Annotated in this window: 14 protein-coding genes; 8 read left to right on the plus strand and 6 right to left on the minus strand. The window is 71.4% G+C overall.

What is annotated here, in order from left to right:
- Position 1: 1 nt before the first annotated feature.
- Both ACFWZ2_RS14900 and ACFWZ2_RS14905 read right to left on the minus strand, forming a co-directional pair.
- Positions 2 to 1,048: a lactonase family protein gene (locus ACFWZ2_RS14900; protein ID WP_384545536.1), complete on the minus strand. Its 1,047-nt coding sequence runs from the start codon at positions 1,046 to 1,048 to the stop codon at positions 2 to 4.
- Positions 1,049 to 1,187: 139 nt separating this feature from the next.
- Entirely contained in the window at positions 1,188 to 2,693 is a 1,506-nt protein-coding gene (locus ACFWZ2_RS14905) for an FUSC family protein (protein ID WP_384545538.1), read from the minus strand.
- Between the two features lie 283 nt (positions 2,694 to 2,976).
- On the opposite strand from ACFWZ2_RS14905, the gene ACFWZ2_RS14910 reads away from it, so the two are divergent.
- Positions 2,977 to 3,177, plus strand: a complete 201-nt coding sequence (locus tag ACFWZ2_RS14910; RefSeq protein ID WP_384545540.1) for a hypothetical protein — start codon at positions 2,977 to 2,979, stop codon at positions 3,175 to 3,177.
- Positions 3,178 to 3,206: 29 nt separating this feature from the next.
- Here ACFWZ2_RS14910 and ACFWZ2_RS14915 read toward each other — a convergent pair whose 3' ends face one another.
- Together ACFWZ2_RS14915 and ACFWZ2_RS14920 are read right to left on the minus strand one after the other, a co-directional pair.
- Positions 3,207 to 4,589 (minus strand): bifunctional folylpolyglutamate synthase/dihydrofolate synthase, encoded by a 1,383-nt coding sequence (locus ACFWZ2_RS14915; protein ID WP_384545542.1) that lies wholly within the window; start codon positions 4,587 to 4,589, stop codon positions 3,207 to 3,209.
- A 113-nt stretch (positions 4,590 to 4,702) separates the two neighbouring features.
- Entirely contained in the window at positions 4,703 to 5,455 is a 753-nt protein-coding gene (locus tag ACFWZ2_RS14920) for a helix-turn-helix domain-containing protein (protein ID WP_384545544.1), read from the minus strand.
- A gap of 178 nt (positions 5,456 to 5,633) precedes the next feature.
- On the opposite strand from ACFWZ2_RS14920, the gene ACFWZ2_RS14925 reads away from it, so the two are divergent.
- Positions 5,634 to 6,833, plus strand: a complete 1,200-nt coding sequence (locus ACFWZ2_RS14925) for a hypothetical protein (protein ID WP_384545546.1) — start codon at positions 5,634 to 5,636, stop codon at positions 6,831 to 6,833.
- A gap of 38 nt (positions 6,834 to 6,871) precedes the next feature.
- Here ACFWZ2_RS14925 and ACFWZ2_RS14930 read toward each other — a convergent pair whose 3' ends face one another.
- Entirely contained in the window at positions 6,872 to 7,798 is a 927-nt protein-coding gene (locus ACFWZ2_RS14930; protein ID WP_384545548.1) for an LLM class F420-dependent oxidoreductase, read from the minus strand.
- A gap of 233 nt (positions 7,799 to 8,031) precedes the next feature.
- On the opposite strand from ACFWZ2_RS14930, the gene ACFWZ2_RS14935 reads away from it, so the two are divergent.
- Positions 8,032 to 8,415 (plus strand): winged helix-turn-helix transcriptional regulator, encoded by a 384-nt coding sequence (locus tag ACFWZ2_RS14935; protein ID WP_384545550.1) that lies wholly within the window; start codon positions 8,032 to 8,034, stop codon positions 8,413 to 8,415.
- A 436-nt stretch (positions 8,416 to 8,851) separates the two neighbouring features.
- Positions 8,852 to 11,149 carry a glycosyl hydrolase family 18 protein gene (locus tag ACFWZ2_RS14940; RefSeq protein ID WP_384545552.1) on the plus strand — a complete coding sequence of 766 codons (2,298 nt, stop codon included), beginning with the start codon at positions 8,852 to 8,854 and terminating at the stop codon, positions 11,147 to 11,149.
- A 277-nt stretch (positions 11,150 to 11,426) separates the two neighbouring features.
- On the opposite strand, the gene ACFWZ2_RS14945 is transcribed toward ACFWZ2_RS14940, so the two are convergent.
- Positions 11,427 to 11,801 (minus strand): DUF6191 domain-containing protein, encoded by a 375-nt coding sequence (locus ACFWZ2_RS14945; protein WP_384545554.1) that lies wholly within the window; start codon positions 11,799 to 11,801, stop codon positions 11,427 to 11,429.
- Positions 11,802 to 11,989: 188 nt separating this feature from the next.
- Here ACFWZ2_RS14945 and ACFWZ2_RS14950 point away from each other — a divergent pair, with 188 nt between their 5' ends.
- The 4 genes from ACFWZ2_RS14950 (at position 11,990) to ACFWZ2_RS14965 (ending at position 15,924) form a co-directional block, all read left to right on the plus strand.
- Positions 11,990 to 12,514, plus strand: a complete 525-nt coding sequence (locus tag ACFWZ2_RS14950) for an AAA family ATPase (RefSeq protein WP_384545555.1) — start codon at positions 11,990 to 11,992, stop codon at positions 12,512 to 12,514.
- A gap of 103 nt (positions 12,515 to 12,617) precedes the next feature.
- Complete coding sequence (locus ACFWZ2_RS14955; protein ID WP_384545557.1) at positions 12,618 to 13,133, plus strand: putative immunity protein; 516 nt, start codon at positions 12,618 to 12,620, stop codon at positions 13,131 to 13,133.
- Positions 13,134 to 13,360: 227 nt separating this feature from the next.
- Positions 13,361 to 14,323 (plus strand): hypothetical protein, encoded by a 963-nt coding sequence (locus ACFWZ2_RS14960; RefSeq protein ID WP_384545559.1) that lies wholly within the window; start codon positions 13,361 to 13,363, stop codon positions 14,321 to 14,323.
- A 386-nt stretch (positions 14,324 to 14,709) separates the two neighbouring features.
- Positions 14,710 to 15,924, plus strand: a complete 1,215-nt coding sequence (locus ACFWZ2_RS14965) for an MFS transporter (RefSeq protein ID WP_384545561.1) — start codon at positions 14,710 to 14,712, stop codon at positions 15,922 to 15,924.
- Positions 15,925 to 15,959: the final 35 nt, after the last annotated feature.

Below are 15,959 nucleotides of genomic sequence, written 5' to 3' on the forward strand. Positions count from 1 at the left end.
CTCAGCCGAAGATCACGCAGGAGGCCGCGGGCGCCTCGACGGAGCCCGCCCTGCTCGGGATGCCCGTCGCCGGGTCGACCGCGAACCAGGTGACGTTCCCGGAGCGCTCATTGGCCGCGTAGAGGTACCGGCCCGACGGGTCGACGGCCAGGTCACGGGGCCAGTGGCCGCCGCACGGCACGGTCGCCGTCAGCCGCGGCAGCCCGTTCTCCCCGTCGAGCGCGAACACGGAGATGACGTCCGCTCCACGCGTGGCGGTCCACAGGAAGCGCCCGTCGGGGGCGACGACGACCCCCGAGGGGTAGGCGTCGCCGTCCGGGACCTCCGCGAGCACGGGCACCTCGGCGAGCGGCTCGACCGTGCCGTCGGCGGCGCCCCAGGCGCAGACGGTGACGGTGGGCGTGAGCTCGTTCAGGACGTACGCACGGTCGCCCCGCGGAGAGAAGGCGAGATGCCTCGGTCCCGACCCCGGGCGCAGCGCGACCTCGCGGTGCAGGGTCAGGTCCCCCTTCGCCGCGTCCAACGCGCAGACCAGCACCGAGTCCGTGCCGAGGTCGACGCCGACCGCCCAGCGGCCGCTCGGGTCCGCGAGCACCTGGTGGGCGTGCGGCCCCTGCTGGCGCTGCGGGTGCGGTCCCGTGCCGGTGTGCCGCAGCACGCTCGACGGGGCGGCGGCCAGGGTTCCGTCGGCGCGCAGGGGCACGGCGGCGACGCTGCCCGAGCCGTAGTTGGCGGCGAGCACATGGCCCGCGTGCAGCGCGAGATGGGTGGGCGCGGAGCCGACCGGGACGGGGGCTCCCGCGAGCCGCGGCCCGTCGTCCCCGACGCGGTACGCGGCGACCGCGCCCTCGGCCGTCTCGCTGACCGCGTACAACGTGTCCCCGGCGGGCGAGAGCACGAGGTACGACGGGTCGGCGACCTCGTCCGTGCTGCTCAGGACGGTCAGTGCGCCGGTGTCCGCGTCGAAGGCCGCCGTCGTGACACCGCGCCCCCCGGCCGCGGTGAAGGATCCGATGTACGCCCGCGCGGCGTGCCTGCCGACGACCACTGCTGTCCCCTCTCGACCTGAGCGGCACGTCCGTGGTGCCGCTCGTGCGGCCGACGCTAGCAGCCGGTCTAGACCAAGTCGGCGCCGGAGGCCGCGGTGCCGTCGGCGCCCCGCGCCGCACGGCCGTCCGGGCAGCCGGTCAGGCGCTCAGCGGCGCGCGCGTCGAGCTGCGCAGGGGCTCGGCGAGATCGGCGAGCGCCCTCTCCAGGCCGTGCAGATGCGCCAGCGCGGGCTCGACTGCGGAGTGCTGCGGCGCGGCGAGTGCATCGGCGGCCCGGCCGTCCGCCGCCTTGGACGTGGTGAGCGCCTCGACCGCGGCCTCCACCCGCCAGCACGCCGCGGCGAGCCGGTCGTCGTGCGAGGCCTCGGGGTCCGCGGCGATCGAGGCGAGCCCCCGCACCTCGCGGGCGCACGCGTCGAGCAGCGCGAGCACCCGGCGGGCCCGCTCCTTGCGGCCGCGCAGCGGGCTGAGCGGATGCACCAGCGGGGCGAGCGAGAGCCGCACCCTGCCCAGGAGCTGTTCCAGCTCGGCGACGCGGGGCGCGGGATCCGCCGTGACGGACCCCGCGAGGCGCGCGGCGGCCTCGGCGGTGCAGGCATGCACGCAGCGCAGGGCGCGCTCGATCCAGGCGTTGGTGGTGGCATGCGTGGTGACGGGCAGCACGAGGAGTACGGCGATGGCGGCGCCGAGCGCACCGACCCCGGTCTCGGCGACCCGCAGCGCGAGCAGCGCCGGGTTCAGCACGCCGAGCAGGCCGTAGAGCACCCCGGCCATCACCGTCACCGCGAGCATCATCCAGGTGTACGAGACGGCGGCCGTGTAGAAGATCCCGAAGACGCTGACCGCGACGATCAGCGCGGAGGGCACGGGCGCTCCGTGCAGCGGCACCGCGACGACGAAGCCGACACCGATGCCGATCACAGTGCCGAGCACCCGCCGGAAACTGCGCACCAGCGTCTCGCCGCTCGACGCGGTGTTCACAAACACCCACCAGGTGGCACCCACGGCCCAGTACCACCGCTCACCGGACAGCACCTGCCCCACGGCCAGCGCGAAGGCACCGCCCGCGAAGGCCTGCACGGCCTGCCGCGTGGTCGTCCGGGCAAGCCCCCGGCCCCCCGGCGCGGCGGGCACCGCGGCGGCGGGCCGCCCCCGCTCGTAGCACCACACCCCGAATCGGACGGCCGACGAGGCACACAGCGACATCAGCACGGCGGCGAACAGCTCGGGCAGCTGCCCCGGCACGGTGTGCAGGAACTGCGTCGCGAAGAACATCATGAACGCGAACACCCCGAGCGAGTGCCCGCGCGGCCCCCACCGGCGTGCGTACACGCCGACGCCCATCACGGTCAGGAAGGCGACATCCCTGGCCACGGGCACGTCGTGCAGCACCGCGGCGAGCGCGAGCACGGGAAACCCGACGACGGGCAGCAGCGCGGTGGTGACCGCCTGCCCCCGCACGGTCGCGTCCCCCACGGTGAAGAGGGCGAGCAGCGCGGCGAGCCCACCGGTGATCGCCGCGACGAGCGAATGCCCGGCGACACCGCACACGGCCACCGCCAGGGCGATGCCGACGACCGCCCGCGACGCGAACCGCAACCGCATCCGCCCCGGATCCGGCGCCACGAACACCCTCTTCAGCACAGCTTCCCGCCCCTCTCGGCATTCCGGACACAAAGAAGGCGCCACGGAGATCCGCAGCGCCATCGACAGGCCCATCACACCATCCAATCACCACCTGGCTCAACCGAGCCTCGTGAAGCTGGGCCATTGGTCCACTCAACCGCACCGTTCCCGACCGCGAGCAGGCCAACGGACCACGACGTCACGGGACCCCTTCAGCAGAGCCACCCCGCCCGAACCCCTTGGGCCTCCGGCCCTCCACCCGGCCCGCCCACGCCCAGACCTGGGCATACAGTCACAACCCATGAAGTCACCACAGCCCACAGACCCGCAGGCCGAGGCCGCGCAAGGCCGGCTCCCTCTCTGGCTCGACCCCGAGGACCTGCGCTGGCTGGCACGGCACTGCTGCTGCGACGAGACCGCGTCGGACGAGGACAAGGACCGCTGCGGACGGCTCCGCTTCCGGGCCGGGACGACCCTGCACAAGCATCAGCAGTCGGCGTGAGGGCGTAGCCCGTCACGCACCTGCCTGTCTCAGGCGGGCCGCAGAGCGAGCGCGGTGCGGCTTTCGCCCACGAGGCGCAGCGAGCCGAAGACGACGATCAGGCCGCCGGGTCCGGCGAGTTCAGCGGCCTTGCGCAGTGCCGAGGGAGCGTCATCGGCCGTCAGGCACGGTCCCTGGCGGCCGGGAGAGAGCCGGCTGTGCAAGGTGGCGGGGTCCGCGGCCTGGTGCGAGTCGGAGCGGGTGAGGACCAGGGGCCAGTGGACGGGCAGCGGGGCGAGCATGCCGGAGACGTCCTTGTCGTCCATCGCGGCGAAGACCAGCACGGGCGAGCCCGAGCCGCCGTCGCCCTCGCCATCGCCGTCAGCACCGGCACCCGCACCCGCACCCGCACCCGCACCCGCATGACGCAGGATCTCCGGGGCGACGGCCGCGACACCCTGCGGATTGGTGGCGCCTTCCAGGAGTACGCGCCCCGTCCAGCCGTCCAGCCGGGCGTGGGGAACGAGTTCGAGGCGGCCGGGCCAGCGGGTGGCCGCCAGTCGTGTCCGGAGCCGTTCGCCGTCCGGCTCGCGGATGTGGCCGCGTGCGGCCGTCGCGTCCACGGCGGCGATGGCGACCGCGAGGTTGTGGTGCTGGTGCGCGCCCGACAGGGGGCAGGGCAGGTCGCGGTGCACGGCTCGTGGAGTGGTCACGTCCACCAGCGTCACCGGGCGGCCGTCGCCGTCGCGGCCGTCCGTACGGGCGGTGTAGTGGATCTCGTGGTCCATGCGCCACACCGACAGTCCCGTCCGCTCCTTGAGGACCTGCTCCGCGCTGGTGGCCGCTTCGGGGGCCAGCCGCCCGAGTACGACATGGTCCCCGTCCCGTACGGCTTCGATCTTGGCCCGGGCGATCTCGGCGAGGGAACCGCCGAGCAGCCGGGTGTGGTCGAGCCCGATGCCGGTGACGACCTTGACGTCCAGGCCGAGTTCCGCGGCCGCGGCCCTGCTCCCGCCGATGCTCGCCTCGGCCACCGCCAGGTCGACGCCCGCGTTCCGGAAGTGCACGGCCGCGGTGGTCGCGAAGATGCCCTGGGCCAGGACGGGCAGACCGTGCCGCTCGATCGCACCCCAGACCTCGGCGAACGCCGCGGTGTACTCGGCGCGCGTGACGGGAACCCCGTCGATCCGTATGCGTTCCCTGGGCTCCTGCAGATGCGGGCTGGGCATGCTGCCCACCCGTGCGCCGGTCGCGGCGACCGCCGCGACCGCGAACGCGCACGTCGACCCCTTGCCGTTCGTCCCGACCACCAGCATCCCGCGCAGTTCCCGCTCGGGACGGCCCAGCGCGTCCAGCAGCTTGGAGACGTTCGCCTGTCGCACCTGCCGAGGAAGCCCGGAGGGGTTCTCGTGCACCTTCGCGAGGATGTCCACGCACCTTTGGTAATCCACCCGCCGGATCATGTCACTGAGCACGACGGATCAGAAGCGCTCAGTGAGCAACTCCGCCCCCAGCAGCCCTTTTTGGACACCGGAGTGTCCCGGACTCAGCGGCACTGGGCCTTGGCCAGCCTGTGCATGTGCGTGCTGAGCATGCGGGCCGCGCGCTGCGTGGATTCGACGGTGGCCGGGAGGTCGCGAGGGTCGGGGACGGCCACCCCGACGGCGGCGACGACCAGGCCCGAGGGGGCGTGCACCGGTGCGGCGAGGCAGATCCGCTCGCCGTCCCATTCGTACTGGTGGATGTCCGCCCCGTACTCGCGCGCCCTGTTCAGGCGGCGCGTCCACTGGGCCGATGAGAGCCCCGGCGGCGGGCCCGCGGCGCGCCGGGAAGCCGCGAGGACGACGTCCGCCGCGCTGTCGGGCGGCAGGGTCTGCCCGGGCAGATGGGGAAATACCTCGCGGGCCGCTCCGGGAATCCCGGCGATGACGGTCATGTCGCCGGCGGAAGGGGCGACGACGCAGACGGTCGACCCGGTCGCCTGCGCCAAGTGCCGCAGGGGAACGGCGGAGGCTCGGTCCAGGAGGCGATGGAGGCGGCCGGAGCGGTCCAGGCGCGCGATCGCCGGGCCCATGCGATAGCGGTGGGCCCGCCGCTCCACCGCGCCGACAGCGGCGAGTTGGTGCAGGAGGCGGTGTGCGGTGGCCTTCGGCAGCCCGGCGCCCGTGGCGAGGTCGGTCAGCCCCGCCTCGCCGACCCGGGCGAGTTCCTCCAGGAGCGCGAACGCCCCTTCCAGCACACCCCTCCCCGAGGGGGCTCCTGCCGCGTCGGCCTTCCCTGCCGTAGGGCTGTTCTCCACTGCGGACTCCTCGCCGTTCCGCGAACCCAGGGGTCATGGGTTCCACCCAGCGGACCGTGACGTGCGTGGTCGCCACCTCGCTTCCATGCTAGGCAAACCTCCCCGCGGCGTGAGCATCAACTTCTTTGCCCCAGCGGCAGTCGAAGCCGGAAGTGGTTCAGGACGAAGGAGCGGCATCGTGCAGAAATGCTTCGCACCCAGCGAATACATCACGAACAATCGACTGCGCTCGGCCATCGGCAAGGTGGTGGAATGGCGCATATCCGTCGCCTACTGCGCCGCCAAGGGCGGCTGCAAGCTCTTCGATCCGAAGAAGGGCGGGCCCGGCCTCGACTACCAGGACGTCTACCGGGGCCCGCACCCCTGCAACGACTTCGCCGAATACCTGGCGAAGCACAACTGGTGGCTCGACGAGGTGGCCATCGGCGAGGAGTGCCGGGCCCCGAAGGAACCCGAAGGACCCCAGTTCGCCGTCCCCGACCTCGTCAGCCACACCGCGGCGGGCACCGGCGAGTTCTACGAGATCAAACCCGCCTCGGTCCCCGGCCGCCGCAAGGGCCGCGAGAAGATCGACGCCTTCAACGACGCCGTCGCCAGGCATGGTCTGCCGTACGCGGCCGGCCGGAAGTACCGCCCCGACAGGTTCCTTTTGTTCTGGGACGCCACCTGGCAGGGCTATCCGGTCAAGTTGTACATCCACTGGTGGCTGGAGACGGACGGACTGATCCTCTACGAATTCTGCATGGACTCCGGGGAGAAGTATTTCTCCGAGGTGTTCGTGAAGATGATCGTGGGGGAAGCGATCGTGGTGCTCTTCCTCATCGGCCTCGGCGAGATCGACGCCGTCCTCGTTCCGGCGCTCCGGAGCGCGGCCTCACCGATGCGGTCGCCGCTCGGGCCGCCCGACGGGGTGCCCGCCATCGACGACCCGGCGAGCCTCTTCTACGCCGATCTGCTCACCCTGCTGCGGGAGGAGCGGCGCGGACATCCCTGGCCCGCCGAACACCTCTTCGTCGCCGTGGTCGCCGGGAGCGATCCGGTGGAGGCGTGGGAACCGGGCGACCCCCGCCCCTGGGTGTGGGACGCCGCGACCATGGCCGCCATCGGCGACATCGCCCCCGACGGCCGGTTCGAACCGGGCGGCGATGCCATCCGCGCCCTGGAGGAGGACCAGCTCCGGTGGAGCGCCTCCTGCCTGGTCGAGGAGGAGTACCGCCAGTCGTTCACGGGCTTCTTCGTCGGCCGTCAGTTCCTCGACGAGGAAGGGGACGGGGGCATCATCGACGCCGAGGAACTGCCGGCCGAGGCGATCACCGCGTGCCTGGAGTCCATCTCGGAGGAGATGGAGTACATGCTGAGCCACGACGGCCAGTGGTGACCACGGGGCCCGCGTGCGGGCCCCGCACCGGGGCGCGGCTATGCCGCCGCGAGTTCGCCCAGGAGTTTCCACGTACGCGTGCGGTCCTCCGCATGGCTCAGCTGGCCGTTGGAGACGACCACTTCGGTGGCGCCCGCGTCGCGGTAGCGCTGGATCTGGGCGGCCAGGTGCTCCTCGTCGCCGATCACGGCGATGTCGGCGGCGCGCTCCGCCCCGGACAGCTCGATGATGCGGGCGTAGGACGGGATGGGGTCGTAGAAGGCCAACTGCTCGACGGCCGCGGCGCGCACGCGTGCCACGTCGGAGGTGACGATGCCCGGCACGAACGCGGCGATGCGGGGTGCCGGACGTCCCGCCCGTTCGGCCGCGGCGGTCACGGCCGGGACGATGTGCTCGCCCAAGGCGCGCGGACCCGCCAGGAACGGCAGGATGCCGTCGGCCAGTTCGCCGCTGGCCCTGAGCGCCTGCGGGCCCATGGCGGCGACCAGCAGAGGGATGGGTGCGTCGGCCCCGGGCACGGTGGTGGGCAGCGCGGACGCGGCGGTCACCAGCTCGCCCCGGAACTCCGTGTGTCCGGTCTCCCTCACCTCCCGGAGGACCGTGAGGAATTCACGCAGTCGCGCGACGGGGCGCTCGTAGGGAACGCCGTACGCCGACTCCGTGATGCGTTTCGTGCCGAGCGCCAGGCCCAGGTGGAACCGGCCGCGCGTGGCGGCCTGCGCGGTCTGGGCCTGGCTCCAGGTGAGCAGGGGGTGGCGGGCGAAGACGGGGATCGCCGCGGTTCCGACGTGCAGTTGGGGCACTTCGCGCCCGACGACGGTCGCGAGCGTGAGGGCATCGGCGCCGAGGGTCTGCCCGAACCAGGCCGAGCGGACTCCGGCGGAGGCGGCCTCTCTGGCCCAGTCCACCGTCGCGTCGATCTCGTTCGTACCGCCGACCGCGTGCAGGGCTATTCCAATGGTCATGTCAGAGGAAACCAACGGGAGTTGGGCGGGCATTCCGTGTCGTGTGTTGCGAACTCGTGTCGCCCTTGGGTGAATCGGCGGCCCACCGCGCCAGGGGCCGCCGTGCCGGACCGGCCGGGGAAGGTCAGTTCGGTCCGGGTGACCCTGCAGTGGTCTCTTGTGGTTACTCGGAAACCGTAGGAGAGTGACAGCCGACCTGGAAGAACGCACTTTTTGGTGACTGGGGGAACCCGATGGTGACCAAGCAACTGCTCAAGGGCCTGCCCGAGGACGCCGACCTGAGGCGCGCGGACTCCCTGGCGCGGGAGATCTTCTCGGACGTCGCCAACAAGTGGGCGCTCCTGATCATCGAGGCGCTCGGCGAGCGCACCCTGCGCTTCAGCGAACTGCGCAACGAGGTCGAGGGCGTCAGCCACAAGATGCTCACCCAGAACCTGCGCATGCTGGAGCGCAACGGCCTCGTCGACCGGAAGGTGCACCCCACCGTGCCGCCGCGGGTCGAGTACACCCTCACCGAGCCGGGCCGGGCCCTGCGCGCCACGGTCGACGCCATGTGCGGCTGGACCCACCGGTATCTCGGCCACATCGAGGACGCGCGCGGCCGCTTCGACGCGTGACGGGCCGCCGGACCACCGGCCGCGGCGCCTCGACTCCCGTCGGCCGCACGCCACTTGAGGGCGGAATCACCCGGGCTTCGAGCCAAGTCGAAGTAAAATCTCGCCGAATTGGTCCAGTCCTTTACGGGTACGGAAGCGCCGCAGAGGGGCCCGGCGCCCCGAATTGGTACGGCCCGTAGCCCTCCCGCCCGCGTTGACATGCCCACGAGGGGTGGTTCCCTGAGAGGTCTGTACCGCAGGAAGCGCGTCCGACCCCCGCCCCATCGGACCCGTTCCCGCATCCGCCGCTGCCCTCGTGCGCCGCCGGCAGCGACGGACACACGGACGCGAACCGAAGGAGAGCCTCCCGACAAGCCCGAGCACCCCGGCCCCGGCAGGCCCGGCACGGACGGACGCCTCACCTCCCCCAAGGAGAGCCGTGTCCTCACTCAGATCCTTGGCCAGACCCCAGGAGGTCCTGGCCCCGCCCCGACGCCTCATCGCCGTCCTCGCCGTCCTCGCACTGGCGCTGGCCGGACTCACCTCACTCGCGGCCCCCGCCCACGCGGCCGCCAAGCTGACCGCCACCTTCGTCAGCGAGGGCAGCGGCTCGTCCTGGACCGGCAAGTTCGTCGTGAAGAACAGCGGCGACACCGCCGTCGACACCTGGTCCCTGGAATTCGACCTGCCCGACGGCGTCACCATCAGCGACCACACCCACGGCACCGCGGAGATCAAGGGCAAGCACGTGGTCGTGACGCCCGCGTACTACAACGCCCGCATCCCCGCGGGCCGCGACACCGAGCCGTACAGCTACAGCTTCCGCGGCAGCGGCCAGCTCAAGCCGCCGACCGGCTGCCTCATCAACGGCGACAAGTGCGACGGCACCGCGGCCGTGCCCCCGAAGGCCCCCACCGGCGTGGGCGTCGCCGACGCCACCGCCCGTACGGTCAGCCTGAAGTGGACGGCGGCCGCGCAGGGCGACTTCCCCGTCGCCTCGTACGAGGTGCTGCGCGGCACCACGGTCGTGGCGGCCAGCGCCACCACCCAGGCCACGGTGCGCGATCTGGAACCGGCGACCACCTACCAGTTCAGCGTCCGGGCCAAGGACTCGCGCGGCAACACCGGCGAGGCCAGCGCCCCCGTCAGCGCGACCACCGTGGACCCGGCGACCGACACCGTGCCGCCCACCGCGCCCCGCAACCTCCGCTCCAGTGACATCACTTCGAGCAGCGTGAAGCTCGCCTGGGACGCGGCCACCGACAACCAGCGCGTCGCCGCGTACGACGTCTACCGCGGCACGACCCTCGTGGAGAGCCTGCCCGCCGACACCCTCACCAGCACCGTGACCGGGCTGACGCCCGACACGGAGTACTCCTTCACCGTCAAGGCGCGGGACGCCGCAGACAACGCGTCGCCCGCGAGCAACACTCTGTCCGTCACCACCAAGGAGCCCGTCGGACAAGGCGGTTACGCCAAGGTCGGCTACTTCGTGCAGTGGGGCATCTACGGCCGGCAGTACTTCGTACGCGACCTCGAGACGTCCGGCGCCGCGGGCAAGCTCGACGTCATCAACTACGCCTTCGCCAACATCGACCCCAAGAACCTCACCTGCCTCAACGGCGTCACCAAGGGCACCACGCCGAACCCCCAGGACCCCAACCAGGGCGACGGGGCAGGGGACGCCGAGGCCGACTACGGCCGGGCCTTCCCCGCGGGGCAGTCCGTGGACGGCGTCGCCGACGACGGCTGGGGCAAGCTGCGCGGCAACTTCAACCAGCTGAAGAAGCTCAAGGCCAAGCACCCGAACCTCAAGGTGGTCGTCTCGCTCGGTGGCTGGACCTACTCCAAGTACTTCTCCGACGTCGCCAAGACGGACGAGTCGCGGAAGAAGTTCGTCAAGTCCTGCATCGACATGTACATCAAGGGCAACCTGCCCGCGTACAACGGCGCGGGCGGGGACGGTGTCGCCGCGGGCATCTTCGACGGCTTCGACCTCGACTGGGAGTGGCCGGGATCCCCTGACGGCCACCCGGGCAACCACTGGAGCACGGACGACAAGGCCAACAACACCGCCCTGATCTCCGAGTTCCGCAAGCAGCTCGACGCGCTCGGCGGCAGCCATCGGCTGCTCACCGCCTTCACCCCGGCCGACCCCAAGAAGATCGACGCAGGCTGGGATCTCAAGGAGGTCTTCAAGTACCTGGACTTCGGCAATGTCCAGGGCTACGACTTCCACGGCGCGGGCAGCGACAACTCCTGGGAACCCAACCGCACAGGACACCAGGCCAATCTGTACAAGGACGCGCAGAGCCCGTACCCCACCGACTTCAGCATCGACGACGCCGTGAAGGCGTACACCGATCAGGGCGTCAAGCCGCGCAAGCTGACCATCGGCTTCCCGTTCTACGGGCGCGGCTGGCAGCAGGTCGTCGACGGCGGCGCGCACGGCGAGTGGCAGAGCGCGAACGGCGCGGCGCCGGGCCAGTTCCAGGAGGAGGCGGGCACCCGCGGCTACGACAACCTCGTCGCCGCCTTCCCGAACCTCACCGTCTACCACGACGAGCAGTCCGTCTCGACGTACGGCTACACCGGGGCGAACGGCCAGTGGTGGTCCTTCGACGACCCCTGGTCCATCGAGAAGAAGACCCAGTACATCAAGTCCAAGGGCCTCCTCGGCGGCATGATCTGGGAGATGTCCGGCGACACCTCCGACAACCGCCTGTTCAACGCGCTGGACCGCGGCCTGAAGTAACCATCGCCCGCCCATCCCCGCGCGTACGACCTGTGGCCCCGTCCCCTCCCCCCTTAAAGCAGAGGACGGGGCCACAGCGGCGCCCGGGCCCCCAGTCGGTCCCCGGCGCTTCCACCCCAGGGCGACTACGGGCGCCCCGCACGAAGGCCGGGCGCGCCGAGATGGTCTGGACCATTGGCGTGGACGTCGGTGACGCTATCGCCCCACGGAGCTCACGTCAAGAGTAAGTAAAGGTCGATTCGACCAATGACCTTCGATTCATTTACAGAATCGTCATTCACCCGTTGATCCGCGACTCCGCGGCGCTCCCTGTGGAGGCACCATCCGCTTCCCTCGGCAGCGCGAGGTCCTTCGGCAGCGCGATGAACGCGGTGCCCTGGGTCAGGTCGACGCTGGAGCGGGGCGGGGCACCGTCGCCCTCGTCGTCGCGCCGCAGCAGTTCCACCCGGCGCTGCTCCATTTCCGCCGTCTTGTTTCCGTTCACGACGGCCGTGAATTCGTCGAAGGCCGTGCTCGAAAGCGACCGCCCCGTGCGCCTGCGCAGCCAGGGGATCAGGCCGAGGCCCGTGAACCAGCGCCACACGCTCTCCACCAGGGCGAACAGGACCAGTTGGCAGACGAACGCCGGGAACGACAGGAGCCAGATCGACATGGGATCAGCGTCGTGGATCCGCCGCGCGCAGGGATCGGACCGGCGCATGATCCGTCTCCCCCGCGCGGCGGAGGCACCCCCCGTGGCACTCCGCCGCACGGCGGAGTGCCGGCCCATGGCTGGGGCTGCGGGCGGGCGAGCGGATAAAGCGGTGGTTGTCTGGTCGACCTTCCTGACACGATCCGGGGGTGACCACGTTGTTCCTGATGGTCGGCCTGCCGGGGGCCGGGAAGACCACGAAGGCCCGGCAGCTCGCCGCGGAGTACGGTGCGCTGCGCCTGACGCCCGACGACTGGATGATCCCCCTGTTCGGCATGGCGGAGGCGGACGGCAAGCGCGACGTGCTGGAGGGGCGCCTGCTCTGGCTCGCCCTGGAGGCGGTCAGGCTGGGCACCAACGTCGTGGTGGACTACGGCTGCTGGTCACGGGACGAACGCTCCGCGATCCGTTCGTTGACCGAGGGCGAGGACGCGTGCTTTCGCATGGTCTACCTGCCGGTGGACGACGAGACCCAGCGCGCCCGGATCGCCCGCCGCCTGGCGAACGCCCCCGAGGAGACGTTCCCGATGACCGAGGCCGACATCCTGCACGGGCGGGCACACTTCGAGGAGCCCGACGCCGCGGAGCTGGGTGGCCACGGGATCGCGGGGCCGCCGCCCGGCTGGGCCGGCTGGCGGGAGTGGGCCGCCGGGCGGTGGCCGTCGTTCGCGTGACCGGCTGTTGCGTGACCGGCCGCTACTTGACCGGCTTCCAGTGGCATCTATGCGCGTGTGCGCAGGACGGAGTGCGGATCATGCCCCTTCCGGAGGCTCCATCATGATCCTTCCGAAGGTCCGGGACCCCCGGTTCGTGACGATCCGGCGGGGCGGGACCCTCACGGACGCGGACCACCACCTCCTCGCCCTGTGGGCCGCCTCGTGCGCGGAGCACGTCCTCGGCCTCTTCGAGTCGGCCGAGCCCGACGACCCGCGACCGCGACAGGCGATCGAGCATGCCCGGGCCTGGGTGCGCGGCGAGGTCGGGATGATGCAGGCGCGCGCGGCGGGCGGCCACGCGATGGGGGCGGCCAGGGAGCTGCGCGGGGCGGCGCGGCATGCCGCGTATGCCGCGGGCCAGGCCGGGGCCGTCGCCCATGTCGCCGCGCACGAGCTCGGCGCGGCCGCCTACGCGATCAAGGCCGTACGTGCGGCGGCGCCGGACGGCGAGGGCGGGGCCGCGGGGCGGATCGAGTGCCGGTGGCAGCGCGATCAGCTCCCGGAGGCGATCCGTGAACTCGTCCTCGACGACCAGCGGTTGCGCAACGACATCTGCTGGTCGGTGTTCGACTGCTGACCCGCAGGCGGATGTCGTGGGCGGCCGACCCGCAGGCGGATGTCGTGGGCGGCCGACCCACACGGGGATGGCACGGGCGGCCGACCCACACGTGGATGTTATGGGTACATGACAGGTAGGCGTGGGGCGTGCGCGGCCGTACGGTGCTTGGCGGGCGACGGATGGGTGCACCTCCCGTCGCGTACCGCCGCCGTGCCTCCACGCGATGCCTTCGAGATGAGGTCCTGGTGAACCGCAGACGTTCCGCCCGGCTACTGACCGCCTGCCTCGTCATGGCCCTGGGCGCGGGCACCGCACTCGCCACCGGTCCCGCGTCGGCCAGCCCCTCCGGGGTCACCGGACAGCACCGTGTCCCCGACCCCTACTGCTACGACGAACCGTGGCAGCCGAACGCCGATCTGAGCGATCTGAAGGCCGCCTTCAACTCCTCGAACTGGATGCGGACCCTCCAGGCCATGTACAAACGGCGCTGGCCCAGCGGGGAGGCACTGGCGATCGCCCAGGCCAACGACCAGTACTGGGACCAGTTCGTGGACAAGCGGAGCTTCGACGGGTTCGCCGAGTCGATGATGGTGGCCATCCACGAGGAGACCCACATGTGGGACCTCGACGCGTCCCGGACGGAGTGGGACGTCCACACGGCGTCATGGATCAACGCCGGTCAGCAGGCACTGGAGGTGCCCCTGCACGGCGGCTTCCCGCGCAAGGAGATCCTGCCGCTGATCAAGGACAGCCTCAGCTCCTCCATGGACGACATCTACCTGCGGGACAGCACCCAGGGGTCGTACCGCCTCCAGGGAGTGGTGGCGGAGCAGAACGCCGGGCTGACCGGACTGCCCGCGGTGACGGTGCTCCAGGAGTACATCAAGGGGGTCGGCGCCAGCAACGCGCGTGACATCGCCGCCACCAACCTGCGCTACCTGCTGCTCTATCTGCGCGTCGCCAAGGACAAGCACCCCACCTACTGGGCCCAGATCAAGGCCGAGCCCAAGCTGCGCGACCTGGTCCTGACCCAATTCCTGCGCACGGCCTACTGGTTGGAGAAGTCCGCGCCCTACACCGGCAAACTGGGCAGCAAGGACGCCGACAAGATCACCGCGACCAACTACGCGCCGGAGAACATCGCCGTCCTGGAGGAATTCACCGGCCGCAAGGTGCGCCTGGACTCGCAGAAGCACTGCACCGCCTGAGAGCACCCTCGGCCGCGTCCCCGGTGCCGAGCACGAGCCGACGACCGTCGTGTGACCGGCATCTCAAAGGCCGCCGCCCGCCGCGAAGACCTGCTGCCATACAGAAAATGCATCAGAGATGCAGGCAACCGGTTTGCCGCCGCGGAGCCCGCTGTATGTAATTCATTCCCTCGATTGCAGCTCAAGTGCGCTTAAGCGCATGTCAGTTACGGGGGGGATGGAATGCACCGGGCATTCGTGACACCACAGCGGACCGCGCGATATTCCGCCACGACAACGTGGCCCATCTGGAAGAGGCACTCGCCGCCCAGCGGTCGGCAATGCGCGGGAACGGCCGCCCGCGGTCGCCACATCAGCACGGAAAAGACAGACTTGGAGCGCCTCGGATGAGCGCCACACAGACAACAGCCCCGCCCAAGACCCAGGACGGTCGTGGCAAGTTCATCCCGCTCCTCGCACTGGGCACGTTCGCGCTCGGCGTGGACGCCTACGTGATGGCGGGGCTGCTGCCCCACGTGTCGAAGGACCTGCACGTCTCGGCGTCGTCGGCCGGGCAGATGGTCACCGTCTTCACGCTCTGCTACGCGCTGGGCGGGCCGGTCTTCGCCACCCTGCTGGCCAAGCGGTCGGCGAAGGTGGTGCTCGGCGTGGCGCTGGTGGTCTTCACCGTCGGCAACGCGCTGACCGCCCTCGCCCCCACCCTCGCGGTCCTGCTCGTCGCCCGCGCGGTGGCAGGCGTCGGCGCGGGCGTGTACTCGCCGATAGCCGCCGCGACGGCGGCGGGCCTGACCACTCCGGAACGGCGTGGCCGCGCCCTCGCCACCGTCATGGGCGGACTGAGCATCGGCACCGTCATCGGTGTCCCGGTCGGCATGCTCCTCGCGGACCACGTGGGGTGGCGCGGCACGCTGTGGCTGATCACCGCGCTCGGTGCGGTCGCCCTGATCGGCATCGTGCGGCTGCCGAAGATCGAGGTCAGTCCCCCGCCGCCGCTGGGCCGACGGGTGCGTGCCCTCGCCGGTGGCCGGGTCGCGGGCATCGTCTCCGTCTCGCTGCTCGGCGGCATCGCCAGCCTTGGCCTGTACACCTATCTCGCCGAGTTCCTCGTCGACGCCGCCCACACCGACAACACGGTCTGGGCCATGTGGGCCTGGGGCGCGGGCGGCATCATCGGCAGCCTCCTCATCGGTCCGATCGTGGACCGGACCCGGCGGCCGTTCGCCGCGGTCACCTGCATCCTGGCCCTCATCGTGGCCGCCCAGTTCGTCCTGCCCGCCGCCGCCCGCACCGCCGCGGCCCTCGCGATCGTCCCGCTGGTGATCTGGGGCGCGGCCGGCTGGGCCGTGCAGGTGCCGCAGCAGCACCAGCTCATCGCGGCCCAGCCCGAACAGCCCACGGTCGCCGTCTCGCTCAACAGCTCGGCCGTCTACCTGGGCAGCGGTCTCGGGTCCGCACTCGGCGGCCTCGTGCTGGGCCTCGGCGTCTCCCCGTCCGCGCTGCCGTACTGCACGGGGGCGCTCACCATGGTCGCGCTCATCCTGCATCTGACCGTGGTCCGCGGCGCCGTCCGGCGCGGCGAGAACGCCGCCGCAACCCCCTGAGCTGGGAAGACAGCAGCAGCTGACTAGCATTGACG

This window comes from Streptomyces sp. NPDC059002, from assembly GCF_042740435.1.
Taxonomy (GTDB): domain Bacteria; phylum Actinomycetota; class Actinomycetes; order Streptomycetales; family Streptomycetaceae; genus Streptomyces.

Coding starts and splice junctions, on each gene's coding strand:
- ACFWZ2_RS14955 (WP_384545557.1), top strand. CDS start 12,618: ATGATCCTTCCGAAGGTCCGGGACCCCCGGTTCGTGACGATCCGGCGG.
- ACFWZ2_RS14965 (WP_384545561.1), top strand. CDS start 14,710: ATGAGCGCCACACAGACAACAGCCCCGCCCAAGACCCAGGACGGTCGT.
- ACFWZ2_RS14910 (WP_384545540.1), top strand. CDS start 2,977: ATGAAGTCACCACAGCCCACAGACCCGCAGGCCGAGGCCGCGCAAGGC.
- ACFWZ2_RS14945 (WP_384545554.1), bottom strand. CDS start 11,801: ATGTCGATCTGGCTCCTGTCGTTCCCGGCGTTCGTCTGCCAACTGGTC.
- ACFWZ2_RS14930 (WP_384545548.1), bottom strand. CDS start 7,798: ATGACCATTGGAATAGCCCTGCACGCGGTCGGCGGTACGAACGAGATC.
- ACFWZ2_RS14935 (WP_384545550.1), top strand. CDS start 8,032: ATGGTGACCAAGCAACTGCTCAAGGGCCTGCCCGAGGACGCCGACCTG.